This window comes from Novosphingobium sp. P6W (assembly GCF_000876675.2).
In the GTDB taxonomy this organism is placed as follows: domain Bacteria; phylum Pseudomonadota; class Alphaproteobacteria; order Sphingomonadales; family Sphingomonadaceae; genus Novosphingobium.
This window is the reverse complement of sequence record NZ_CP030353.1, coordinates 736,682-762,081: the sequence shown is the minus strand read 5'-3', so window position 1 is coordinate 762,081 and position 25,400 is coordinate 736,682. Positions and strand designations below refer to the sequence as shown.

The 25,400-nt window shown below is 57.0% G+C and carries 17 protein-coding genes and 3 pseudogenes; 18 read left to right on the top strand and 2 right to left on the bottom strand.

The window, feature by feature from the left end; all coding sequences use genetic code 11:
• Position 1: 1 nt before the first annotated feature.
• From TQ38_RS19795 to TQ38_RS19785, 3 genes and pseudogenes are all read left to right on the top strand, one after another.
• Positions 2 to 2,383, top strand: coding sequence for a prolyl oligopeptidase family serine peptidase (locus tag TQ38_RS19795; RefSeq protein WP_162792316.1), 2,382 nt, complete (start codon positions 2 to 4; stop codon positions 2,381 to 2,383).
• Between the two features lie 644 nt (positions 2,384 to 3,027).
• Positions 3,028 to 3,537, top strand: coding sequence for a MarR family winged helix-turn-helix transcriptional regulator (locus TQ38_RS19790; protein ID WP_162792315.1), 510 nt, complete (start codon positions 3,028 to 3,030; stop codon positions 3,535 to 3,537).
• Positions 3,538 to 3,629: 92 nt separating this feature from the next.
• Positions 3,630 to 3,930 (top strand): annotated as a pseudogene (locus tag TQ38_RS19785) (helix-turn-helix domain-containing protein); the annotation flags it as partial.
• 128 nt (positions 3,931 to 4,058) lie between these two features.
• Here TQ38_RS19785 and istB read toward each other — a convergent pair.
• A complete protein-coding gene (gene istB, locus TQ38_RS19780; RefSeq protein WP_043975819.1) occupies positions 4,059 to 4,826 on the bottom strand; it encodes an IS21-like element ISSsp5 family helper ATPase IstB in 768 nt (255 codons plus the stop codon).
• The gene (istA, locus tag TQ38_RS19775) at positions 4,823 to 6,316 is read right to left on the bottom strand and encodes an IS21 family transposase (RefSeq protein WP_082057705.1); all 1,494 of its coding nucleotides are present in this window, start codon (positions 6,314 to 6,316) and stop codon (positions 4,823 to 4,825) included. The genes istB and istA overlap by 4 nt, the downstream gene beginning before the upstream one ends.
• Positions 6,317 to 6,439: 123 nt before the next feature.
• Between istA and TQ38_RS19770 the strand changes: the two are divergent.
• The 15 genes and pseudogenes from TQ38_RS19770 to TQ38_RS19700 all read left to right on the top strand — a co-directional run.
• Positions 6,440 to 6,640, top strand: a pseudogene (locus tag TQ38_RS19770) (IS630 family transposase); the annotation flags it as partial.
• Positions 6,625 to 7,106: pseudogene (locus tag TQ38_RS19765) on the top strand (DDE-type integrase/transposase/recombinase); the annotation flags it as partial. The pseudogenes TQ38_RS19770 and TQ38_RS19765, both read left to right, overlap by 16 nt.
• A gap of 169 nt (positions 7,107 to 7,275) precedes the next feature.
• On the top strand, positions 7,276 to 8,517 hold the full coding sequence (locus TQ38_RS19760) for an amidohydrolase family protein (protein WP_043980055.1): 1,242 nt from the start codon (positions 7,276 to 7,278) through the stop codon (positions 8,515 to 8,517).
• A 31-nt stretch (positions 8,518 to 8,548) separates the two neighbouring features.
• Entirely contained in the window at positions 8,549 to 9,955 is a 1,407-nt protein-coding gene (locus tag TQ38_RS19755) for an FAD-binding oxidoreductase (protein WP_043980049.1), read from the top strand.
• Between the two features lie 77 nt (positions 9,956 to 10,032).
• Positions 10,033 to 11,256 carry an MFS transporter gene (locus tag TQ38_RS19750; RefSeq protein ID WP_052506010.1) on the top strand — a complete coding sequence of 408 codons (1,224 nt, stop codon included), beginning with the start codon at positions 10,033 to 10,035 and terminating at the stop codon, positions 11,254 to 11,256.
• Between the two features lie 370 nt (positions 11,257 to 11,626).
• Positions 11,627 to 12,424 carry an alpha/beta hydrolase gene (locus TQ38_RS19745; RefSeq protein ID WP_162792314.1) on the top strand — a complete coding sequence of 266 codons (798 nt, stop codon included), beginning with the start codon at positions 11,627 to 11,629 and terminating at the stop codon, positions 12,422 to 12,424.
• Positions 12,425 to 12,558: 134 nt separating this feature from the next.
• Positions 12,559 to 14,868, top strand: coding sequence for a TonB-dependent receptor (locus tag TQ38_RS19740; protein WP_082057968.1), 2,310 nt, complete (start codon positions 12,559 to 12,561; stop codon positions 14,866 to 14,868).
• Between the two features lie 279 nt (positions 14,869 to 15,147).
• Positions 15,148 to 17,298 (top strand): TonB-dependent receptor, encoded by a 2,151-nt coding sequence (locus TQ38_RS19735; protein WP_043980040.1) that lies wholly within the window; start codon positions 15,148 to 15,150, stop codon positions 17,296 to 17,298.
• A 99-nt stretch (positions 17,299 to 17,397) separates the two neighbouring features.
• On the top strand, positions 17,398 to 18,711 hold the full coding sequence (locus tag TQ38_RS19730) for a DUF3422 domain-containing protein (RefSeq protein WP_043980038.1): 1,314 nt from the start codon (positions 17,398 to 17,400) through the stop codon (positions 18,709 to 18,711).
• 31 nt (positions 18,712 to 18,742) lie between these two features.
• Positions 18,743 to 19,663 carry an alpha/beta hydrolase gene (locus tag TQ38_RS19725; protein ID WP_240198155.1) on the top strand — a complete coding sequence of 307 codons (921 nt, stop codon included), beginning with the start codon at positions 18,743 to 18,745 and terminating at the stop codon, positions 19,661 to 19,663.
• 127 nt (positions 19,664 to 19,790) lie between these two features.
• Positions 19,791 to 20,426 carry a TetR/AcrR family transcriptional regulator gene (locus TQ38_RS19720; protein WP_162792313.1) on the top strand — a complete coding sequence of 212 codons (636 nt, stop codon included), beginning with the start codon at positions 19,791 to 19,793 and terminating at the stop codon, positions 20,424 to 20,426.
• 110 nt (positions 20,427 to 20,536) lie between these two features.
• Positions 20,537 to 21,784, top strand: coding sequence for a sarcosine oxidase subunit beta family protein (locus tag TQ38_RS19715; RefSeq protein ID WP_043980036.1), 1,248 nt, complete (start codon positions 20,537 to 20,539; stop codon positions 21,782 to 21,784).
• An 11-nt stretch (positions 21,785 to 21,795) separates the two neighbouring features.
• Positions 21,796 to 22,098: a sarcosine oxidase subunit delta gene (locus tag TQ38_RS19710; protein ID WP_082057965.1), complete on the top strand. Its 303-nt coding sequence runs from the start codon at positions 21,796 to 21,798 to the stop codon at positions 22,096 to 22,098.
• Positions 22,095 to 24,875: a 2Fe-2S iron-sulfur cluster-binding protein gene (locus tag TQ38_RS19705; protein ID WP_113942004.1), complete on the top strand. Its 2,781-nt coding sequence runs from the start codon at positions 22,095 to 22,097 to the stop codon at positions 24,873 to 24,875. Before TQ38_RS19710 ends, TQ38_RS19705 begins: the two co-directional genes overlap by 4 nt.
• Positions 24,868 to 25,389 carry a hypothetical protein gene (locus tag TQ38_RS19700; protein WP_043980014.1) on the top strand — a complete coding sequence of 174 codons (522 nt, stop codon included), beginning with the start codon at positions 24,868 to 24,870 and terminating at the stop codon, positions 25,387 to 25,389. Before TQ38_RS19705 ends, TQ38_RS19700 begins: the two co-directional genes overlap by 8 nt.
• Positions 25,390 to 25,400: the final 11 nt, after the last annotated feature.

Here is a 25,400-nt window from a genome sequence, read left to right as displayed (position 1 = left end):
CATGGATCATTTAAAAATAGCTGGCGGACGGATGGTCGCGAACGAGGAGTATCAATACGCCGTGGACCTCTGGCCGGGCTCCATCCTCGATCTCGTCCGCAACCTCAATGTTGTTCCGCACTGGATTGGTGAGGAGGACAGGTTCTGGATTCGGTTAGAAGACGAGGGGGGGCATCGCTTTGAACTTGTCGATGCCCGGACCGGCAAAAGTAATCCGGCCTTTGATCACGCTAGGTTAGCGATCGCGCTCAAGACCGTTGATATCGATGCCTCTGGAGATGCGCTGCCGGTTAGTCACTTCGCTTTCGTGGACGGCGAGCGCGTAATCGATGTGACGACGGACAGCGGCACGTTCCGTGTCGACATGCTGGATGGTGCGGTCGAACCACGTAAAGCGCTGCTCCCGAGTGAGCTTCAAGGCCCCGGCGGGCAGGTGCTCTTCCTTAAGGATCATGATCTCTGGATCCGTGAACCGGATGGCGAGGAGCGCGCGCTTACCGATGACGGCGAGCAGTTCAACGCCTGGGGAGCAGGCAGCGACTACAACTTGCGCACGGTCGCTTCGAACCGAGGTCAGTGTATGCCGCTGCCGACCAATCTTTGCTGGTCACCTGACGGTAAGCTCATTCTGGCAGAGCGGCTGGACGAACGGGCGCTCGAACCCTATCCCTATCTCGAGCTTGTCCCTGCCGACGGTAGCGTGCGACCCAAGTTGCACTTCATCCGGCACAAGCTTGTAGGCGAGGAGGCGGGTGAACGTAGCTTTGCCATCATCGACGCGGCTTCGGGTGCTCGTACGCCGCTGCATCCCCTGCCGAGCGGGCTTGCGCTGCGGCCTGACCTGGGCGACATTCATTGGAGCTATGACGGGTGCCTGCTCTACGCAATTGCACTAAACCTCGATGCAACTTTGGCAGCGCTCGTTGAGATCGAGATCGCGAGCGGCGCGTACCGCATCGTACATGAGGAAACGGCGCAAACGTTCTTTGATTTCAATACCTATCTCTACAATCTCGCGAACGTCCGCATACGCAAGGGTCGGGACGAGATTATCTGGTATTCCCAACGCGACGGTTGGGGCCATCTATATGCGATCGGTATCTCAAGCGGAGCGGTTCGGCCATTGACACAAGGCAATTGGGCCGTCGCCGACATTATCGCGATCACCGACGACCATTTGTTTTTCACGGCCGTGGGCAGGGAGCCCGGTCGGCACCCTTATCATCGATACTTCTACAAAGTCGCTTTAGACGGGGATGCGCCCAATGCCGAGCTGAAGTTGCTGACCCCTGACGATGCCGATCATGGATTTCCAGGTGAACCAACCCCGATCATTGGACGTGTTCTGAAGCGGCCGGCCGGACTGAGTCAGATGTCCCCGTCGGGGCGCTATTTCATTGACGCTGTGTCGCGTGTGGATCTTGCGCCCCGCTTCGTGCTGCGTGACGCGGATGGCAACTTTGTCGCGGAGATCGCCCGCACTGACGTGACCGCTCTCGAAGCGACGGGTTGGCAGCCACCGGAGGTTTTCACGGCGAAGGCAGCAGATGGCGAGACCGATCTTCACGGTGTTCTGATCAAGCCGCGCCAATTCAAGCCTGACAAAACATATCCGGTGGTACAGCATTTGTATGGCGGCCCCCAAATTCTGTCGCAACCGCGCAGCTTCGCCGAGGGACTAAACGGACCTTTTGTCTACGGCATGAATGCGTTGGCCGATCTCGGCTTTGTGGTTGCAGTTCTGGACGGGCCTGGAACGCCATACCGCTCGAAAGCTTTTCATGACCTCACCTATGGCACGGAAGACCGGTGGGGCATTGTCCATCATCGCGCTGCGCTGGAAAACGTCGCTGCCACTCGACCGTGGATGGATCTGTCACGTGTTGGTGTACGCGGCCATTCCTTTGGTGGTTATGGTACGGTCGCGGCGCTCCTGCTTGAGCCCAGCTTTTACAAGGTCGGCGTGTCTTCCGCAGGCATGTACGACATTGCTTGGGCTCCGACGGGGCATGAGAATTATTTTGGACTGCCTGACTATGGCGATGGAAGACATATCAAGGTCCGGCCGGACGAAGTGGCCTCCAATCACTGGGAAATGTCGCCTAGCCGCCTTGCCGATCGACTTGAAGGACAACTGCTATTGGTAGTTGGCGATCTGGATGAAAATATACAGCCGGCTGGGCTGTTCCATTTTTCGACGGCACTGATCAACGCCGGAAAGACCTTTGATCAGCTTGTACTACCAGGGCGAAACCACGGTTTTTCTGCAGAAGCCTACTTCCACAAACGTACGTGGGACTACTTCATTGAACATCTTCAGCATCGCAAGCCGTCGCTGCACTACATGCCCGAAGTCAAACCAGGGGTAAGAATGTACATCTGAAAAATCGCGTTTCGGCTGGCGTTTTCATCCCAGATGGGCCGCCAGCCCCAGCTGTACTTTAATAAATGTTCGATTTTCGAAATTTTAAGGCGAGGAATGCAGGCAGCTTCCGAAAGGGCTGCTAATGGATGCTGCACGAGTGAGCGCTTCTGCAGAGCGCTGAACGATCGCGGCGTGTCATGGGCGTTAGCGTACCCTACCGGCAGAAGGGTTTGCCCAGCGAATGTTGCAATGATCCTCGCAGTCCCAGGCCACGGCCTGTCGCATTGGCACCACATACCAGAGGCAAGTCGCTTGGCGCAAGAAGGCACTAGCCGAGAAGCCATGGAAAGCGGTTCATGGCGTGGGGGTACAAAGCGGCGGCTCCACCGCATGATTTGTACCCCTGTGCGTCCGCGTCAGCGATGGCTGCCCGGTGCATCCGCAACATCTCAAACCGGCACCGACACGGGGAGAAGTCTGGTTCGTGGGCGAGTATCGATCACCTTGAAGTGGTCGCTACAGGCTACGGTGCTCGCGACGGAAACTACCTCGCCTCAGTTTGCCAGGCATGCATCCACACTTTGACTGGGCTGGAATGACACAGTGGAATAGTCCCATCGAAACAAACTTCCTTCCTGCGCCAGCCAATGTATAGGTGGCGCATGTCTAAAGCGAAGTCAGACCCTGTCAGGTTAAAGCCCGCAGCTAATGATGAATTGGCGAACCACTCGTTGGCCATCATCACGTTCCTCTACAATCGCGTCATTGCTGGGGCGGCCCCAGCCTTGCGTAGGCGAACAGGGCTCAGCGTTACAGAAGCACGGGTAATTTTTCTCGTCGGAACTTCACCGGGCACCGCCGCTAATAAGCTCGCGAAAAACCTAGGGCTTGATAAGGCAGCTATAAGCCGTGCGGTGAATCGCGTTGTTGACTTAGGATTAGTCAGTTCCCAAAAAGATCCTGATCACGCCGCGCGAAACAAATTGGCCATCACGGAGGCAGGTGAAGAACTGTTCAATTTGATAGCGCACTTTACGTATGCGCGTGAAAAATACCTTCTCAGTGTGCTGACAGAGTCGGAACAATCGCAATTTCACGAGTGTTTGAAGAAAATTCTAACTAATGTGGAAAACGTAAACAAACTTGTTTCACAGGGAATTTTTTGGGAATAGCGGCGCGGCGTGGCCTTGGGCATGCCACGCATTAGTGATCTGGAACTGAAGTAAGTCACATGTATAGAGCGTTTTCCGAGAGGGAGGCGTCGATGGCGAGCGTGTTTTCGAACGGTCGTCCGATTGAGCCGTTGGTAGTGACGGCGGAGGAGCGTGAGTACCGTGAGCGGCAGGTGCGGCGGCACCGCGTATCGCGCTCGCTTTCGGTACGATGCCGGATTGTTCTCCGCTGCGCCGACGGTTTGCAGAGCAAGGTCGTAGCGGTCGGGCTTGGCGTTCACGAGCACACGGTCGGCAAGTGGCGTCGCCGCTTTTTGGCTGACCGTATCGATGGGTTGCTCGACGAAGCCCGCCCCGAGCAGGCCGCGCACGATCGATGACGATCAGGTCGCGGCGGATGTCAACGGCGGCGCAAAAGTCGGCCACGGGGCGGAGTAAAAGTAGGCCATTGTGGCGCGCGCCCGGGGGAGTGGCGTGAGGGCGTAGCCCGAGGGCCACTCCCCCGGGCGTTGGCCTGATTTTCAGGGGTTGGTTTTGGACTTGCGGGCGCGGCTATGGGCGAGGCGGTAGCTCTCGCCATTCATCTCCAGAATGCTGACGTGATGGGTCAGCCGGTCCAGCAGCGCGCCGGTAAGACGCTCGGATCCGAAGGTCTCGGTCCATTCTTCAAAGGGCAGGTTGCTGGTGATGAAAGTCGAGCCGCGTTCGTAGCGCTGTGAGATCAGCTCGAACAGCAATTCAGCGCCGGTTTTGGAGAGTGGCACGAAGCCTAGTTCGTCGATGATGAGCAGCTTGTATCCCGCCATCTGTTTCTGGAAGCGCAGGAGGCGTCGCTCGTCACGGGCCTCCATCATCTCGCTGACCAGGGCGGCCGCAGTGGTGAAGCCGACGGACAGCCCCTTCTGGCATGCTGCCAATCCGAGCCCAATAGCGATATGCGTTTTGCCCGTGCCCGATGGACCCAGAGCGATGCCGTTCTCACGGCGCTCGATCCATTCGCATCGCGCCATCTCGAGCACCTGCATTTTGTTGAGCCTGGGGATGGCGGTGAAGTCGAAGCTGTCGAGGCTTTTGACGGCGGGGAAGCGCGCCGCCTTGATGCGCCGCTCCACCATGCGACGCTCCCTGTCGATCATCTCCATCTCGATGAGCCGGGCGAGGAAGCGGATATGGTCGACGCCTTCGGCGGCGCATTGCCGGGCCAGCTTCTCATGCTCACGAAGGCAGGTGGGCAGCTTGAGCGCCTTGAGATGGTGGGCGAGCAGGATCTCGGGAGGCTGGCCGCTCATGCTGCCTTCTGCCCGTCAGACAACAGGGTCAGATAGGCTCTGGCAATAGTCTTCTCGACCTTTGCCCTGGGGAGGAACGGATAGATGTCCAGGTCCAGCTTGGGCGGTATACGCTCCACCCGGCACAGGACCAGGTGCTTGACGGCATCGAAGCTGATGGCGCCCAGATCAACGGCGTGCTCAACGGCCGCCTGGAGATCGGCGATATCGAAGCTCTCCAGCAGGCGCAGCACCTGCACATACTCGCGCTTGCCGTGCTTGTGCATGCGCGCTTCCATCAATCGGCGCAGCGTCTCGAACGCTTCGGGTAATTGCCATCCCTGTAGCGGCGCTGCCTGATCCAGCGCATTGATCTTTTGCTCGATCAGCGGGAGATAATGGAGTGCTTGGAAGATGACCTCCTCGCGCTGCCAGCAACGAGGATGCCGGGCGATGACCTCGCTGCGGCAGCCGATCACCACCTCATCGACATAACCCCGGACCCAGACTTCCTGATGCCCCCAAGCCACCGGCACCGAATAGTCGTTGGTCTTGTAACGCACCAGGGACTGTGACGAGACACGTCCGCTGGTCTGGTCGCAAGCCTCGAAGGGCGAAGCTGGAAGGGGCTGCATCGCGGCCAGATCACGCACCAGGCGTTCGCCGATCGTCTCGCTCTCCCCGCGCAGCTTGTCGCTCTGGCGTTTGCGGCACTGCTCCTCGAGCCACAGGTTGAACGCCTCCCATGTCTCAAACTTCGGGATCGGCACCATGAAGTTGCGCCGGCAATAGCCGACCAGCCCTTCCACATTGCCTTTCTCGTTCCCCTTGCCTGGGCGCGCGTAGCGATCGCGGATCAGGTAATGAGACAGGAACCCGCTGAACAGCGATGCGCGCTTGCGCGTACCGTCGGGCAGGATCTTCGCCACCAGGCAGCGGTCGTTATCGTAGACGATTGAGCGGGGCACCGCGCCGAAAAAGGCGAAAGCATGGACGTGACCATCGACCCAGGCTTCGGCCACGGCAGCCGGATACGCCCGGACGTAGCACCCGTCACTGTGCGGCAGATCCAGCACGAAGAAGTGCGCCTTCTGCGTAACCCCGCCAATCTCCACCAACGCTTCCCCGAAATCGGCCTGCGCGTCGCCCGCCGGGTGGGCCAGCGGCACGAACATCTCCCGGCTGCGCTGCTCTCGCTCCCGGATGTAATCCTTGATGATCGTATAGCCGCCGGTGAACCCATGCTCTTGGCGCAGGCGGTCGAAAACCCGCTTCGCCGTATGGTGCTGCTTGCGCGGAACGCCACGGTCCCCATCAAGCCAGCCATCGATGGTCGCGATGAACCCGTCCAGCTTTGGACGGGCAGGCGTCGTCTGGCGCCGGTAACCCGGTGGCGACGAGTAAGACAACATCTTGCGCACCGTGTCGCGCGACACATTGAAACGCTTTGCAGCGCTCCGCTGGCTCAGCCCTTCCGCACAAGCCAGACGTACCTTCAGATAGAGTTCCACGCTGAAAATCCCCAGTCCTCCCTGCCAAGCAGAAAGGCTTCAAGGTGGACGACTTTTACGCCGCCCGCAGCGGACCTATCCCGCCGCTACCGTGGCCGAGTATTCCACCGCCGTTCTCAGGCGGTCATTGAGCGGACGCTGCGCGCCACACCTGTCGATGCAACCCACTGGTCGATCCGGTCGATGGCGGCAGAGGCGGGCTTTTCGCACACTACAATCCGCCGGATGTGGAACGCGTTTGGGTTGCAACCGCACCGTAGTCAGGCCTTCAAACTATCGAGCGACACGCTGTTCGTCGACAAGGTGCGCGATATCGTCGGGCTTCGTCATCGGCAAATGCTACAAAAGGCTATGTGGCCATCGATCGTTGCTCACGGTTCGTCCATCTCGACGTCTACGACGCCGAGAACACCGCCAACGCTATCACCTTTCTCAATGCCCCCATGAAGGCGTTCCCTTTCCGCATCACCCATGTCCTGACCGACCGGGGATCCTGCTTCACCACCGACGATTTTGAACGCACTTGCGCCAAGATCAAGGTCAGTCATCGCAAGACAAAGCCCTACACACCCCAGACCAATGGCATGGTCGAGCGCTTCAACGGCCGCATCGCCTGCGAGGTGCTGCGCATCAACGTCGCCGGCCACGCGGATCTCGAAATCCTGCTGTCCGGCTTCAACCGCGCCTATAATCGACGACGACAGCGAAGCTCACCGCGCCAGACGATCGTATGGCCAAAGTCGACGACGTCCTATATTATACCAATGATGTGTCGCAACCAAACAGCTAGTTCCTGAACTCAAATGTCCAGGCACTGTCATGGCGGCAATGACACACGCGCGATTTTCAATCACGCCGAAAGTTGACATCTCAACTCATTGCATGTCATCTGGGGTGACGAGAGGATCGCCGTGCATGGCCTGTGGGCTAGGAGCACGGCCAGAGGTGCATCAATTGTCATGAAAAAAACCATATTCGAGAATGCCCGTATTTTCGACGGCGTGTCGGAAGAATGTCGAGATGGGATGTCCGTCCTAGTAGAAGGCGATATGATCCGAGAGGTTTCGGCAAGCGTCATCAATAGCGGTGACGCTCGACGGATCGATGTGGCCGGAAAAACATTGATGCCTGGACTTATTGATTGTCACATTCACGCGTATTTCTCAGATCTCAATGCAAAAGTAGTCGATGGACGTGACGCTCCATATCGGACGGCTCATGCGATTAAGAAGCTTGGCCACGCGCTTGATTGTGGGTTCACGACCGTCCGGGACACCGGTGGTGGTGATTATCCATTGGCGTCGGCCCTTGCGGACGGCTTGATTCGTGGTCCAAGGTTTTTTTACGCGGGTAAGGTCCTGTCCATGACGGGGGGGCACGTGGATTACCGAACGCCGACCGAAAAACATCACCATCACGGCTATTGTTCGTGTGGGTCGATGAACTGGGGTGGCGTTGTCGTTGACGGGGTCGATGCCTGCATCCGGGCCGCGCGAGAAGAACTGCGTCGTGGCGCGCACTTTTTGAAGATTACCGCATCTGGAGGCGTGATGTCTCCAAGCGACCCGATGTGGATGAACCAATTTCGTGAAGATGAAATTCGCGCAATTGTGAACGAGGCAATGGAGCGGCGCACTTACGTCTCCGCGCATTGCCACCCCATCAGCGCTATCCGCCGTTCCGTTGAGTTCGGCGTTCGCTGTATTGAGCATGCAACGCTTATTGATGGCGAAACGGCGACCTGGGTTGCGGAGCGAGGGGTTTACGTGGTTCCCACGATGTCCGTAATTTTTGTCAACATGGAAGTTGGTGCTCAATTAGGCATGGGCGCGGACAATATTGCTAAGCTCAAAGTCGCCGCAGGCGCGGCGATTGAAGGGCTAGAGCACATGCGGGCGGCAGGCGTAAAGCTCGGCTTTGGAACCGATCTGCTTGGATCCACCTATAACCAGCAATGCCGGGAATTCGAATTTCGTTCTGAAGTTTTTACTCCGATAGAAATGCTCCGCCAAGCAACTTCTATAGGCGCTGAGATACTTATGCACGAGGGGAAGTTGGGCTGCATTCAGGCGGATGCCTACGCGGATATAATCGTCGTTGACGGAGATCCGCTGAAAAACATCGGATTGCTTGCAGCCGATGGTGGCAACCTAGATCTGATCATGCGTGCGGGCGAGATCGTGAAAAACCGCCTCGGCTGACCCGTTAGCCAAACATTTTCGGAGCGTAGAAATGAACAACTCGCCAAATACTGGGACTGTCCAAGGCTTGCCGGATCAAGCGCGCACCGCGCTTGATCATCGGCTTGGAGACCGTGTTAGCTACTCTCGGACGATCTGTTCCCAGCATGGTAAGAGCGAGAGCCATTTTCCCGACTACCTTCCCGATGCCGTGGTATTCCCCCAAAGCACGGAAGAGGTCGTCTTCGTCGTCCGTTTGTGCACCGAGTATCAGATCAAGCTAACCGCTTTCGGTGCAGGCACATCGATGGAGGGTAATGCCTTACCGATCGAAGGAGGCATATCGCTCGACATGAGCCGAATGGATCGGGTCCTGACGGTCAACTCGGAGGATTTCGATGTGACAGTCGAGGCGGGGGTAACGCGCGTCGCGCTAAATAATTATCTGCGGGATGCGGGATTGTTTTTTCCCGTGGACCCAGGTGCCGATGCGACGATAGGGGGCATGGCGTCCACCAGAGCGTCAGGAACGAATGCCGTGCGGTACGGCACGATGCGCGAAGCCGTATTGAGCTTGAGGGTGGTCACGGCTGACGGTCGCGATATCCGGACCGCCCGGCGGGCACGCAAATCGGCAGCCGGATATGACCTCACACGTCTTTTTGTCGGTGCTGAGGGTACTTTGGGCATTATCACCGAAGTGACGCTACGCCTTCACCCAATTCCTGAGGTCATTTCGGCTGCCGTCTGTGGCTTTGAGACCATCGAGGGTGCGGCAATGACGGTAATCCAGGCCATTCAGCTTGGCGTCCCGCTCGCGAGGGTAGAAATCCTGGACGACAAGCAGATGCACGCCGTCAACCTCTGGTCGAAGACGAGCTACCCGGAGATCACAACCTTATTCTTCGAATTCCATGGATCCCAGGCGTCCGTGGACGAGCAGGTCGCGACCGTTCGTGAGCTCGCCGAAGCCAACGGTGGTGGGTCTTTCGATTGGTCTTCGCTTCCGGAAGAGCGTTCGCGTCTGTGGAAAGCGCGGCACGAGGCATATTGGGCTACGACTGGGCTGCGACCAGGGTCTGTTGGATGGGCAACTGATGTCTGTGTGCCCATCGGCCGGCTCGCCGAATGCATTTCAGCGACGAAGCTCGATCTCGTCAGTTGCTCCTTGCCCGCCACAATATGCGGCCATGTAGGAGACGGTAACTTCCATGTATGTTTTGCATTGGATCCACATTCATCAGACGAACGCAAAGAAGTGGAAGAAATCAATAAGCGTCTTTTGGCTCGGGCCTTGGCAATGGATGGGACTTGCACGGGCGAGCATGGCATCGGTCTTGGAAAGCAAACTGCGCTGATAGACGAGTTGGGCGAGGGCGTGGATGTCATGCGTCAAATCAAGCACGCTCTTGATCCAGCCGGGATATTCAATCCCGGCAAGATTTTTTCGCCGAGCTGATTGCCATGCAAACCCCTCGAACGAGCGTCCCCGCAACTCATCCGTGGTTGCTATTTTCAACTTCCCGGCGCTGGGGCATGCTCGCAGCATTGTTCCTTGTTTCGACGGTCAGCAATGTCGATCGCCAGATCATGGCAGTCGCCATCGAACCCATTAAAGCGGAGTTTCAGGCCACCGACACGCAGATGGGGTTGCTTACCGGCGTCGCATTTGCGTTGTTCTACGCCACCTTGGGGCTTCCTATCGCACGATTGGCTGATCGCGGGAACCGAAAGAAGATCATCGCCATATCGATAACATTCTGGAGTCTGATGACGGCAATTTGCGGGGTGGCTCAGAACTTTACGCAAATGTTCCTGGCGCGTCTTGCGGTCGGCGGTGGTGAAGCGGGTGCCCTTCCAACATCCCAGAGCTTAATCGCAGACTATTTCCCTCCCAGTACCCGGGGCCGGGCGTTAGGGATATTCATCATGGCCGCCGTTGCCGGATACGCCGTTGCGCTGATCGGTGGCACGCATATAGCGAGCGAATACGGCTGGCGGCCGATGTTTATAAGCTTCGGATTAAGTAGTCTGTCGATAGTTGTCGTAGTTCACCTAGTACTTCGAGAGCCGAGAAAAATGATCCAGCGACCGCTCGACCATCACGAGCGGGAAAGTCTCAAGCCATCACTTGGAGCGCTCTACAGCAAGCCGAGCTTCAATTGGCAAGTTGCAGGTGGGGTCTTCTTCGGGATCGTGAGTTATGGCGCGCTGATTTTCATCCTGTCTCACTTAGTCCGCAGCTTTAACATGCCGCTGGCGCGAGCTGGCACCGTTTATGGCATGATATCGACCGTTACCGCCATCGCAGGCGCCATAATCGGTGGTTATTGCACTGACAGATTGGGCCGCCGTGGCGCTGCGAACATCCCTCTGCTTACAGGCTGGCTGTTGCTTGGGGCGCTACCTTTTTACCTCGCCGCGCTACTCACTGATAGCCTTCTTATTTTCACGATTGGCTCTACGATTGGCGGGTCGCTTATGTTTAGCGCAGGGCCTCCACTCTTTGCCGGAATTCATATTGTCTGTGGGTCACGCCGCCGCGCCACCGCGATTGCCATGTTATATTTCATGATGAATTCCATAGGTCTCGGGGGCGGTCCGGTGCTTACCGGCGTGATCAGCGATAGCTTCGGACATTTGTACGGTTCGGCGATGGGCCTGCGGATAGCAATGGTGATCGCGTTCACAGCGCTTCTTCCCGGCGGCTTCTGCTTTTTGGTTGCTGCTCGTACGATGGCCGCAGACACAGAACAATAGCCTCCGCTCCTTTGTTGACATATCAACACGAAGTGATACGTTTAGCTGATTGTCGTTCAAGCGAACGACGCGGCCAGGCAATCGGCCCTTTTTAGTGTCAATAAACGGCACGCCAACTTGCTAATGCTCGGAGGAAATGGCCCGCCGCGTGCGAACCGCTTCCGGTGTCCAAACGGGAGGGTGCGACGTTAGGAAGGGTTAGGTAAAATCAATGATGGGAAGACGACAGTTTCTCGAAGGTGGGTTAGCCACGGCAGCTATCGTAGGGGCCTCTCAAACCTCTCAGGCAACCGCTAATAATGATTCGGCGGCAGCTCTGCGGAGCACAGGCGCCGCCTGGCCATTGAGGGGCAGCGAAGCATTCCACCTCTTGTCGAAAGAGGTGGGCGATAAAATGGCTATTGGTGTGTGGTCGCACCCCAATGTTGACCCGCTTCGAGCAGGCGCGGCCGGGGCGCCACTCGATGTGGTATATGTCCTCGACGGTGCATTTGCGCTAGGGCCCGCTGCCACGATCTGCATGCTACAATCCGCTGACATTGTTAATCCCGGCTACAAACCGGTTCTGCTTGTTGGGGTGGACTATCCTGTAAATGCCACCAATGGGCGTAACCGAGATTATACGATGCGCGACGCGGTTCCGCCATCGCTTGCCAAATATGTTGAGCAGACACCCCAAATCGTGCCTGGCGGTGCTGACAAGTTTCTTTCGTTCCTGGAGAACGAGCTCGATCCAATAATCCGGCGAAAATACAATACGAGTGATCGGCCTGCTGGAATCATTGGCGACTCTTTCGGTGGTACTTTTGCATTCTACGCCTTTATATCCCAGTCGAAGCTGTTCAACCGTTACTGGCTTGGTAGCCCGGGAATATTCACGACAACGACCGACCATGTCGCGCGCTTTCGGAATACGTTGAAGCAGCCGCTCGTTCATCCAACCAAGATGTATTTGTCCATGGGGTCGAAAGAGATGGCAGCGGGTGTCGATTTCTACGAGGATATGGGGCGGAACTACAACCGCATTATTAGCGCATTGCAGCAAAGTGCATCGTCCCGTCTGACATGGTCATCAAAGGTCTACGATGGCGGAACACATACATCCACTTTCATCCCAGCGATGAATGATGCTCTGATCTATCTCTATGGTAATTCTAGTGCGGCATGAACTATCTGGACCGACGTCCTGAATAATGCCTGTAGGTTAAACGAGATACCCAAACTGGCATTAGCTATCAGAAAGGCAAGAATACGCCAAAACGCATACGGTCATAAGAACCGTGCTTCAGGGAGTTCTTCAAAGTGAAATTAAAAGAAAATCGAGCTTGCGACAGGCGTAAAGTAGCGTTGTTACACGCCGCAGGCGTAGCTGCAGTCTTCGGCGTCGTCGCGAGTACGCCTGGCGTTGCCAAACCAGTTACACCGTCGACACCTGCCGCAGCTGTCGGGTCTGATATCGTCGTTACGGCGAGGAAGCGCGAGGAGCGGTTGAAGGACGTCCCGATCAGCATCACAGCGCTGGGAGGAAATCAGCTAACGGCTATCGGAGCGGAAAACTTCGAAGACTATGCCAATCGAGTTCCCGGACTGTCGTTCAGTACTCGGGGGCCGACAAGCAGCCGCGCAGAGGGGGTAACGCTGTCAATCCGAGGGGTAAATGGCGGCCTCAGTGATCCTCCCGTCAGTTTTTACATTGATGATACTCCAGTCGGAAGCATCAATCTCAAGCTATTCGATATTGATCGTGTCGAGATACTGAAGGGCCCCCAAGGGACGCTTTACGGCGCACGTGCATTGGGCGGGCTGATCAAGGTTGAAACACGTAAGGCCAAATTGGATGCGGCCGAGACCACCGGCGGTATTGAACTGTCCGACACCAAGGGGGGCGGATTCAATTTTCGCGCGGATGCCGCAGTCAATCTGCCCCTTGTGGAGAATAAGCTGGCACTACGCATCACGGGCTATGGGCTCCATCGAGAGGGAACAATCGATCGTCTGCCCGGTGCGCAAAACTTGCCGGAGCCCTATCTCACGTCAGTTCCTGAAGGGGCATTGCGGAGAAACGAGGACGACGAACGAACTTATGGGGGACGCGCTTCGTTGCTCTTTTCGCCCGATAGCGCGCTGAAATTGATCGCTGGCTACATCTTTGAAAAGGCGAAGGTCGATGCGCGTTCGGAATGGGACGTTCCTGTAAGCCAGGCGCTGGGCCGTAATTTGATTTCGGGTGCCTTTGCCGCTGAACCGAGCACGGCCGAATTTCACAACGCCTCGCTTACGGCTAGCTACGATCTGGGGGATTTCGCCAGCATACAAAGCAACACTTCCCAGACTTGGTACAAAGTTCAGAATAAAGAAGATTTTACGTACTTCTTGAAGGCGATCCTGTCTGGGTTTGGGGCGGGCTGGAACGAGCCAACGACCAATATTTACCAGAACGACCGCAATATATTCACCCAAGAGCTGCGGATGTCGTCATCGGGGCACCACAACGTAGATTGGCAGGTTGGGCTCTTTTATCAGCATACGCGCCAAACCGGCACGTTTGATTGGAGCGCGCCTGGCGTTTCGCGAGTGATTAACGATGCGCTTGGCTTTGCTTATGTCGCGAATGATCTCTTGATCGATCAAAAGAGCCTTTCCATAACGCGGGAACTCGGCGCATTTGGCGAATTGAATTGGAACATCGCTGATAAGCTAACATTTACCGCTGGTGGGCGTTACTTCAGAAACACGTTCCATAACCGTGATGAGCGTGTTGGACTATTGGCCGCGCCAACAAGCATCTTGCGTTCAAAGGATGACGGTATCAATCCGCACTTCGCGCTCGCTTACAAACCTGGCGCTAATTTGTTGGTCTACGGATCTACAAGCAAGGGCTTCCGGCGTGGCGGCGCGAACAATATCGTTGCAATTCCAGCCTCATGCAACGCGGAAATTAAAGCCCTTGGCTATGACAGTGCGCCAGCGACATTCCAATCTGACAACCTGTGGCATTATGAGGTCGGCGCAAAAGGCAACACGCGCGATGGCTCTTTAAGCTTCGAAGCCGCTGCTTTCCGTATCGATTGGAAGAACCAGCAGCAGAACGTCTTTCTGCCTCAATGTGGCTTCAATTTGGGAGCCAATATAGGCCGATCAACGATCGATGGGTTCGAACTTTCTGCCACGTTGCGGCCATCTGAACGACTATCAGTTGATATGTCCGTGGGGTATCTTGATGCTCGCGTCGGTCAGGACACGCCTCAAGCCGGGGCGGTGAAAGGGGATCGCCTTCCTTTGGCTCCGCCCTGGACCGTTTCTAGCTCCATTGCCTATGAAGTGCCCATTTCTGAGCGCAAGTCTTTCTTCAGCCGGGCAGACTTGACGTATCGCGACAAAGTAATAGAGCCTACCACCCGGCAAACATTAGATGACTTCATGACAGTAAACGTGCGTGCTGGTGTCAAACTCGACCGATATACATTGACGGTATTTGTCGATAATCTGAACAATACAATGGGGCAGTTGGATGCGGTGGGAACGGGGCTGCTCATTGGGCAGCCGGGCGCACTACGCATACACACGCTCACGCCTCGCACCATAGGCGCTGAGCTGCGTCTGACGCTCTGAGTTCGCCTAGACATGTGCGCATAACAGCAACTTTCCGGCTTTGCTAAAGCGCACATAGCAAACAATCTCGCGCCATATCGGTTGGTATATCAACACTACTCAGTAGCCTGCGAGCGAATGAGCGCCGATGAGGCTATTGAGGGCTAAAGCTATCTTGATTGGTTCGAATTTGGATCGTGGAATCTAACATTGCTTAACGGCCAAGAAAAGCTGCGGATCCAGTAAACTGCTTCAGGGCGAACGGCGAAGGTACGGTCGCGCTGCACGAGGAGGCACAAAGTGACATATCGCTTAAAGTTCGCACTGCTTGTAACCACCATCGCGCTGTTGCCAGATGCTGTTCGGGCCCAGGATGCAACCGCGGAGGTGCTAGACGGAGCTGGCGTAACAACTCAGGATGCCGCCCCCGTCGAAATCTTTGTGACGGCGCGCAAGCGATCGGAGCGGCTTGTAGAAGTCCCCGCCACGATTGACGTCTTCACAACGGAGGATCTTGCCTCTGCTGGGAACGTTACGCTCAATGACCTTGCGAGCAGGCTCCCGAACTTTTTCATAACTTCACCACGGATGACGCGCATCTCGGCGACGATGCGCGGTTTGGGAGTGCCTGGTGTAGGTCTTTATATCGACGGCGTTTACCAGCCTTCTGAAGTTGCATTTGCGATCCCGCTGTTTGACCTGGCGCAGGTAGAGGTCCTGAAAGGGCCGCAGGGCACTCTATACGGACGAAATGCATTTTCCGGTGCGATCAGCTATGTGACTCGGGCGCCATCCACCCATCTGGAGGGCGAGATGAACGGCGAAGTCGGTAATGCAAGAACCGTGCGCGGTTCTGCAACCGTTTCAGGCCCCATCATCCAGGACCTACTTAGCGCTCGACTGTCAGGATCCATTCAGCTCCGCTCTGGGTTCCGGGATTTCTCGGATGGAAGCAACGCGGATCGTGACAACTTCGAGGCATTTACGGGGCGAGTGATGATCACCCCAGCCAGCGACCTGATGCTGGACCTGAAATATACATATGTTAGTAAGGTGGGGCCATCATTCCTGTACTACCAGGTGAGCGACATCAATGACGCCCACGGAAGCTTGCAGGTGACACCGGTATTAGGACCGGCTACTGGGCAACTTGCTGGAAGCCGTCCGCAAAGTACGTTGAAAAGTCATGGCTTATCAGGAAAGATCACCTATTCGGCAAAGACGTTCGACGTGATCAGTACCACTGCCTACACCGACCTGAAATATAGTGACACATTTGACGCCGATTTGCGGCCTGACGACTTCTTCGTGGCCCGCGGGCGTGGAGCGCTGCGAGACTTGAGTCAGGAGCTTCGGGCTCAATCCACAGGCGGCGGACCTTTCAAGTGGTTGGTCGGCGCTTACTACGACAAGGGGGCCAACAACGACTGCTCATCGTGCGGCAATGTACTGGGGGGTATCGCTCTTGGCAGTCGATCAATCAAACAGTTGAATCCACCCGTCTTCTTCGAAGCATTCGCACTATTTACGGACCTTGAGTACAAGATCAGCGATCATTTGGTGATAGGAGCGGGCGCGCGCTACGACGAGCTAAGCCAGAAACTTCGCCCCGCCGCGGGCCTCTCCACAAGAGGAAAGTTCCATGGATTCCAACCCAAACTGACTGCTCGTTATCTATTGACCCCCGACACTCAGATCTATGCTTCGGCCACCAAGGGCTTTACACAAGGTGGATTCAACACGGCATTGGCTGGAACGGGAAGCCCGCTTGCCACCTATCCGAACCAGGAACTCTGGCAATACGAAGCGGGCTTCAAGAACGCCTTCGATGATCGCCGCGGCAACGTTTCACTGGCTGTATTCTACATCGACGCGAGCTCTTTCAATGCGGCGGCCACCGTACCAACTCCGCTTGGCCCTCGCGTAATCATCAGCCCGGTAGGTAAGATTAAATCCTACGGCGTAGAATTTGATACGTCTTACCGGGTTACCAATGCGCTGACAATTGATGCCAGCGGTGGTTATAATCGAGTGTATCCAACTGTGCTTTCGACAAATGTCGCGGCCGGGGTCGGGAATGTCGATGAGCAGCTACAGCGTGCACCGAAATGGACTTACCGTGCGGCAGCGACCTACACCCATGCGATGAAAGGCGAAATGTCTTTAGAATTTAATGCAGCGGTGAGCGGTGTGGGGCCCACTCGCTTCTGCGGCGAATCTGCAGCCTTTGGTCCTTGTTCGCTTCGGGAAGCATATAGCCTGGTTGATGGAAGCATCGCGGTGGTTTGGCCGCAGTATCGCGTCTCGTTGTTTGCTCGCAACCTATTCGATAAGACTTACGCCTCAGACTTCCTGGCAAGATCGGCGCTCTCGCAATTTGGGGCGCCTTCGGCCGGTGCAGTATATGGCGACGCGCGTTATTGGGGCATTCGGGCAAGTGCCAAGTTCTAAACTCGTCAGCCTGAATGGCATTAATTGTGCAAATAGGGTAGCGCGCATGTCAGACGCCTTTCAAAGCAGACTTTGTTTCGGCGCGCGCGAGCAGATAACATGAGGGCGGCCTCTGCTCCCGCTTTTACCGAACATCCGTTGCGCCGCGAAATCGTGACTGAAATGCACCTGCGACGTTTCCCCATGGTTACGTTGCCAGCACACGTGATTCAGTTGGTGCGTATAGTCGATCAATCCCAGGAGACATTAGAGACCAGCGCACTCGCTTTCTTGCCTGGGCAACGCGGAATTTCCGTACCACGACACTGTGAAGGGCATTGGTCTTCGAACGTGAAGGCATCATGGGAAAGGCACAGCGAAGCCAGCACCGTGACGGTAACGGTAACTGGGGATGCTGCAGCAGGCATCGATTGGAGCTGGCCGCTTTGTGCAGCGGCAGCAACCGGTCTTCAATGGGCAGAACGATTGCCCGGTAATGTAATACGAGCTACTCGTCTTCTCATAGTCGCGAGCGATGCAGAGGCCGCGTCTTTGGTTGAAGCTGCAAACTTCGGGCAGTCGCACCTCGTTTCATGCCACTTGGATGGCGGAGTGCGGTTATGGAGCGATTTTCGGATTCACCCCGACGGATACGGCCGCGTCGTGATCGCGGCCAACGGGGCAGTTGGCGCCACCCTGGCACGGTGCATCCAGCGGCTCCAAGAACTCGGTAATTACCGCAATCTAGCGCTTCTAGGTCTGCCCCTAGCACGAACTACGTGGGCACGGCTTGACGACATCGAACGCGCGCTTGCTCATACGGGCCAGCTGTTGCTTGCCGACCTCCTTCGCGATGATGACTTACTGGCGGCGCTCACCTTGCAAAGTGAAAAACTGCTCTCAATCGCCGCAGAAATCGAATTTCGCATGAGCGCAACTGCCGCATATGCGATAATTGTAGCCGACCGCCTTGACGAGTTGAAAGCTATGCCGATCTCGGGCTTCCAGTCCCTTGATGATTTTACGAGCCGCAGATTCAATCCTGCGGTGCGGACTTGCGATGCGGTCTCGCGTCGCCTCGAACTGTTGAATGCGCGCGCTTCGCAGTTCACCAGTCTTTTGCGGACCAGGATCGAAACTCATATCGAAAACCAGAACGGCAGGCTCCTTCGTTCAATGGACGACAGTATCCGTATGCAGCTGCGTCTCCAGCACTTGGTGGAAGGGCTGTCAGCTGTCGCGATCAGTTACTACCTTCTTGGGCTCTTATCCTATCCGCTCAAAGCTGCCGACCACGCGTGGGGCGTCCTGCCATCGACATCTCTGCTGGGGGTGGGGGCACCGTTGATATTAATCGCAGTCTGGATCGCTTTACTGTGCATGCGGAAAAGGGCGATCGGCGAAAAACAGAATTTGCAAGAACATGGTCAATAGCGCTGCTTCCCTATTATCGACTGGAGAAATTATGTATCAGGCCGCCGCAATTTCAGAGTTGGCTCCGTCGCTTGCTTACCTACTTCCTGATACCCGCTATTTCGAGATGGACTCGAAAAGGGCGGGTACTCGATTTTCAGCATGGATAACTCCTCCCGCGAATTACGATGAGGATCAGACAAAAGCATACCCAGTTGTCTATCAAGTAGATGGCAATCTTTTCTTTCCCGCCACCGCCCCCTTCCACCAAGCCCTCCCTCGCGACGGGATATCCCCAATACGACCGTTTATTCTTGTTTCAATCAGCTATGCAGCCCAGGAAAGCCAGGACTGGCAATGGCTACGCGTACGGGACTTGGTCCCCCCTGGGGAACCTGTGCCCGAAGCGATGTACCAAGCTCTGGAATACAGCGAGCAGGCTGGTTTGGTCACTGCCGAAAAGGCGGAGCGGTATCGTGCCATGTTCGCAGCGCCAGCAGCGGACAAATTCCTGGCTTTCATCGAGGAGGAGCTTCATCCAGCGCTGGCTGGAATCTTCCGTATTGACGAAGCGGAAGCTGGCCTTTGGGGCGACTCGTATGGTGGGCTGTTCGCAGTCTATGCAGCGATCAACCGTTCCAAGCTCTTCAAGAGGATAGGCGCAGGCAGCCCGGGGATTATCGACGGCAGCCAGATTTTCTGCGCATATCGCGAAGCGGTTGCATCGCGGAACGATTATTCAGGTCGTCGGCTTCATGTTACGCTGGCATCGCTCGAACTGACCCAACCGACCATTTATCAGTCGATCGTAGCGCGTGGCACCGCAGCGCTGTTGGCGGAAACTACCCTCAGACCTTTGCCAGGCTTGCAAGTTTCCACGGAAATCATCCCGCTCGAGACTCATCTGACAGCTGGCGTGCCTGCATGGTTCAGTTTCCTGCGTGCCTGCTATGGGATGGTACCTGCCGCTTGAGGGGGCAGACTAAAAAAGAACCGCCCCAGTGTATCAGATCACTATGGCGCTACTAACCGGCTGCTTCTAGGGCTGAAGCCGCTCACCGGCATTCGCCGATGGGCTGCTTCAATGCGAAGGAGGCGATGTGGACGCAAACGGTAAAGTTCGGGAGCCCAGGATCGTTCCACTCCGTCGTCCCAAGCGGCCAGGCAAGGCACCGAAACGAGACCGGGAAAGCTGGCTTGACCAAGCCCGCCAGGTGCTAATCGCAGAAGGGGTCGAACGGGTACGTGTGGATCCCCTCGCCAAGCTATTGGGGGTGACGACGGGCAGCTTCTACCATCACTTTAAGAATCGCCAGGAACTGCTCGATGGACTTCTCGACCATTGGCAGACCAAGAACAGTGGGCCAATGTTCAGCGCGGTCAAAACGGCGGGCGACGACCCTAACCGCCAAATCGACGCCTTGCTTCAGATTTGGATGAACGAAAGTCAATACGACCCAAAATACGATTCTGCTGTACGTGCCTGGGCGCATGGGGATGCCGGTGTAGCGGATATCGTGCGGCAGGTGGACGACCGCCGGGTGGTGTTGCTTAAAGGCATTTTCACGCGCTACGGCTACGATGAAGATCGCGCGTTCATTCGCGCGCGTATCACGTACTTCCAACAAGTCGGCTACCAAGCGATGGAAGTGCAGGAAAGCGCTGCAGAGCGGCAGCGATTCTTTAGCCTATATCGCGAAGCGCTGGTTGGCGCTTGTCCTACCGCAACCCCATAATCGTAGAAACATTTGAATTAAAAGCATTAATTTCGTTTGCCACAAAACATAGGTATGTCTATGTTTTGTTGGAACGACGCCGATATGGTAGTGCGTCGCGCCGGGGATGAATGAAAAAATATTCTCTTCTCAGTCTGGCATCGACCGGATTTTCCAAGCGTAACTGGCCGCAAGCCTGGGGCTCACGACCATTGCAAGATGCCTACGACGTGGTCATCGTTGGCGGGGGCGGGCACGGGCTTGCCACGGCTTACTACTTGCGGAAGAACCATGGAATTCGCAAGGTGGCTGTACTGGAAAAAGGTTGGATCGGGGGGGGGAATACCGGCCGAAATACTACCGTTGTACGGTCCAACTATCTTTTCGCGGAAAGCACTCAGTTTTACGAGCACAGCGTCAAGCTTTATGAAGGTCTTGCCCGGGAACTGAACTACAACATAATGTTCAGTCAGCGCGGTATGCTGACTCTGGCGCACAGCCGACACGATCTGGATGCCCAGAGGCGTTGGGCCAATGCTATGCGCCTTCACGGCGTCGACAGTGACTTGTTGGACCGTAGCCAGGTAAGCCAGCTTGCCCCAGCGCTTGATTGTTCTCCGCAAGCCCGCCTTCCGGTGCTCGGCGGGTTCATTCAGCGGCGTGCCGGAACAGTGCGTCATGACGCGGTGGCTTGGGGGTATGCCCGTGCTGCTGATGCTCTCGGCGTGGACATTATCCAGAATTGCGAGGTTACGGGGTTCGAAGTGGGCGCCGACGGGGTACAAGCCCTGAAGACGAACCGGGGTACTATCAAGGCGGGCAAGGTGGGCCTGGCGGTAGCCGGTCACTCCACCATGATGGCTGACATGCTGGGGTTCCGTTTGCCGATTACTTCCTACCCGCTTCAGGCGTTCGTGTCCGAACCGCTAAAACCCGTGCTGGATACTGTCGTGCTCTCCCCCGCAAGCGGCCTGTATGTGAGCCAGTCCGACAAGGGCGAACTCGTAGTGGGCGGCGGCCTCGACCTTTACGCAAGTTATGCGCAGAGGGGCAACCTTGCGACCGTCGAGCAGGTATTGCGAGGGCTTGTCACACTCTTCCCATCGTTTTCTCGGCTGAGAATGATGCGGCAATGGGCCGGCATCGTCGACGTCGTGCATGATTCAACGCCGGTTTTGGGGCGTTCGCCGGTGCCCAACGTATATCTCAACTGCGGATGGGGAACTGGCGGGTTCAAGGCGATCCCGGGCGGCGGATGGTGTTTTGCGCATACGATAGCGAAGGACGAACCGCATCCTTTGACGGCTGCCTTCGGGCTCGATCGTTTCGCGCGTGGAGCGCTGATTGATGAAACTGCCGCCTCTGGCATCGCGCACTAGGAGCGATCCTTATGTTATTACTGAATTGTCCCCACTGCGGCCCCCGCAACGAGACGGAATTCAATTGTGGTGGTGAAAGCCATGTCATTCGCCCCTCGCTCGATTGCTCTGACGTCGGTTGGGCAAACTACCTGTTCTTCCATCATAATCCAAAAGGGGTGAACCTTGAGCGCTGGCGCCACACTTTTGGCTGTGGCCGCTGGTTCAACGTCGCTCGCGATACGATAAGCCACAACATCACGGCGATCTACTCCATGTCCGAGCCTAGGCCGGATACCTCGAACGGCTGTGTCGGTGCGGAGGTGTTGTCGTGACGGCAGATCCCCGAGGCGGCAGGGGCCGCGCGATCAATGGGCAGTCAAAAATCCGCTTCCGCTTCAACGGTCGGGAATATTGCGCATACGCGGGTGACACGCTGGCATCGGCGCTCCTCGCGAATGGCGTCGTATTGCTTGCGCGCAGCTTCAAGTACCACCGCCCGCGAGGAATTATGGCGGCGGGGTATGATGAGCCCAACGCACTGGTTCAGGTAGGCAAGGGCGAAGGCTCGCAGCCGAATCTCAAAGCTACCGAGGTCGAATTGGTTGACGGGTTGGAAGCAGCCAGCGTTAATTGCTGGCCCAGCCCCGCCTTCGATCTGCGAAGCGTGAACCAGATGGCCGCCCCGCTGCTGGGCGCGGGCTTCTACTATAAGACCTTCATGTGGCCTGATTGGCACTTGTTTGAAGGGCCCATCCGCCGCGCGGCAGGACTAGGTGTTGCTCCTACCGGCCGTGATCCGGATCGCTACGTGCATCGCCATGCCGATTGCGACGTCCTGATCGTCGGATCCGGACCCGCGGGGATGCAGGCCGCGTTGGATGCAGCGCAGACCGGCGTGAAAGTCATCATCGCGGAGGCGGATTTCCTCCTCGGCGGCTCCGCGTTGTGGCGAGGAATGAGCGACGCTCTCGAAACCGCAGAGGCAAAGCTGCGCGCGCTCGGCAACGTGACCATCCTGACCCGGACCAACGTCTTTGGCTATTACGATCACAACGGTCTTGCTGCGGTGGAAAGGCTTTGCGGCGGTGGTGCCAGCCAGCGTCTTTGGAAGATCCGGGCCGGTCGTGTGATCCTGGCGACGGGGGCGATAGAGCGCCCCCTCGTATTCGGAGACAACGACCGTCCCGGCGTAATGCTGGCGTCAGCCGCGCAGGCATACGCCGGACGGTGGGGGGTGCTGCCGGGGCGCAGGATCGTGGTTTTCACCAACAACAATGGTGCCTACGAGGCTGCCGCTGCGCTCAGCGAGGCAGGTGCAACCGTTTCGATCGTCGATGTTCGCCCGCAACCTTCAACGCCGCGCTTGCCGGGCATTGAGGTGATCAGTGGCGCGCAAATCGTGGCGGTCAAAGGCGCACGACGGGTGAGGGCGGTTGCGATCGCGCCAGTCCAGGGTGGCCCGGCCACGACGCTGCCTTGCGATTTGGTGGCCATGTCGGGGGGCTGGTCGCCGACCGTCCATCTGTTCTCCCAATCAGGAGGAAGCTTGCGCTTCGACGATGAGCTCCAGGCTTTCGTGCCTGATAGAGCCGTGCAACCGGTAACGGCGGTTGGTGCCGCTGCCGGCGACCTGGAAGGCTTGGATATTCATGCGTGTTGGGAAGTTCCGGGCAAGGGGAAGAAGTTCGTCGATTTCGCGAATGACGTCACGAGCCGGGACATCGCAATAGCCAAGTCGGAAAACTATGTCTCGGTCGAACATCTGAAGCGCTACACCACGCTAGGTATGGGAGTGGATCAGGGCAAGACGTCCAACGTCAATGGTCTGGCGATCATGGGCGAGTTGACGGGTCGACGGCCAGACCAGGTCGGGACGACTAAGTTTCGCCCGCCCTACACGCCCGTCACCTTCGGCGCCATTGCGGGGCCGCTCGTCGGCGATCTCTATCGGCCCGTTAAGCATCTGCCGGCCCATGCGTGGCATGCGGACAAGGGCGCTATTTTCGAAGAATACAGCGGCTGGGCAAGGCCGACGGCTTACCCGTCGGTGGGGGAAAGCTGGGAGCAGGCGGCTCAGCGTGAAGCGCTTTCTGCCCGTACAGGCTGCGCACTGTTCGATGGCTCGCCATTGGGGAAAATCGAGGTTATCGGACCAGACGCAGCGAAGTTTCTCGATCGCATGTACGTCGGAAATGTCGCCACCCTCAAGGTCGGGGGTGCCCGATACGGACTGATGTTGAACGAGAACGGTGTCATCATCGATGATGGCGTGTTTGTCAGACTTTCTGCACAATGCTTCCTTGTCCACACGACCAGCGGCGGTGTGGATCGCATCGCAGCGCAGTTGGAGGAGTGGCTGCAATGCGAATGGCTAGACTTGGATGTGGTGATCCTGCCAACAACGACACAATGGGCCACGCTGACGATCAGCGGACCTAAGTCGCCGAGCTTGCTGGAGCGATTGGCTACCGGGATCGACCTGTCTAATTTCCGCCACATGACATATCGCGAGGGATCAGTAGCGCAATTGCCCGCGCGGGTCCTGCGAGCAAGTTTCACAGGTGAAGCGAGTTACGAGATCAGCGTGGCAGCCAACGACGCGACTGCGCTGGCCGATGCCATCGTGGAAGCGGGTGCAGATCTTGAGATCACGCCGATCGGGATCGAAGCGCTGATGATTCTGCGGACGGAAAAGGGCTTTCTCCACATAGGTGTGGACACCGATGGAACGACCTTGCCGGATGATGTCGGCATGGCAGGGCCCATCGCAAAGAAGGTATCGGATTTCATCGGGCGGCGGTCGCTCTTGCGCGCCGATGCGTTGCGCAAAGACCGGTGGCAGCTTGTTGGCTTGCGCACTTTGGGCAAGGCATTGCCCGTCGGTGCGCACGTTCTGCGCCAAGGGGCTGTTCCCGGACCGATTGATGGCCACGTGACCTCGAGCTATTACAGCCCGACGCTCCGGCAACCGGTCGCACTTGCTATGGTGAGCGCTGGCCGCGCGCGGATAGGCGAGACAATCGACCTTTACGACATGGGAATGCGGCATCGAGCGATCATCGTCGAGCCGGTGTTTATCGACAAGGAAGGAGATCGTCTCCGTGCATGATCTTGCCCACCTGAAACTCGCTTCACCGATGCTTGACGAATGGTCCCGTGCCCGCATCCCGGCACGTTTGGAATCCGGCTTCGTGGCTGGGCAGCTAAAACTTGGCCGCTCACGCGATGCCGACGTCGGGCGCCGCCTAGGCCTGCCGGGTCTGCTCTTCTCGACGATGATAGGCACGGTGGAGGCATTATCAATTGCCCCCGGGGAATGGCTGGTGTTGGCGCTCGATAAGCATGCGCATGAGCTGGCGCAGTTGCGCGACAGCTACAAAGCGGAGGGTATCTCATGGACACCTTGCGAAAGTCGTATCCGAATCCTTACGATCGACGCATCGCGCAGCCTTGTCGCAAGCTTGGCCGGCTTGCCGGAGGGTTCCCTTAATACAGGCAACGTCGTCCGGGGGCGTCTTGCCGACCTACCGGTCGTGATCGCGGCGACCGAAACGGCAGTGCGGCTCATTTTTGATAGAACTTATGTCTCGCACCTGCGTGCGTGGCTCGATCGTGCGATCTAACACTTCCCGGG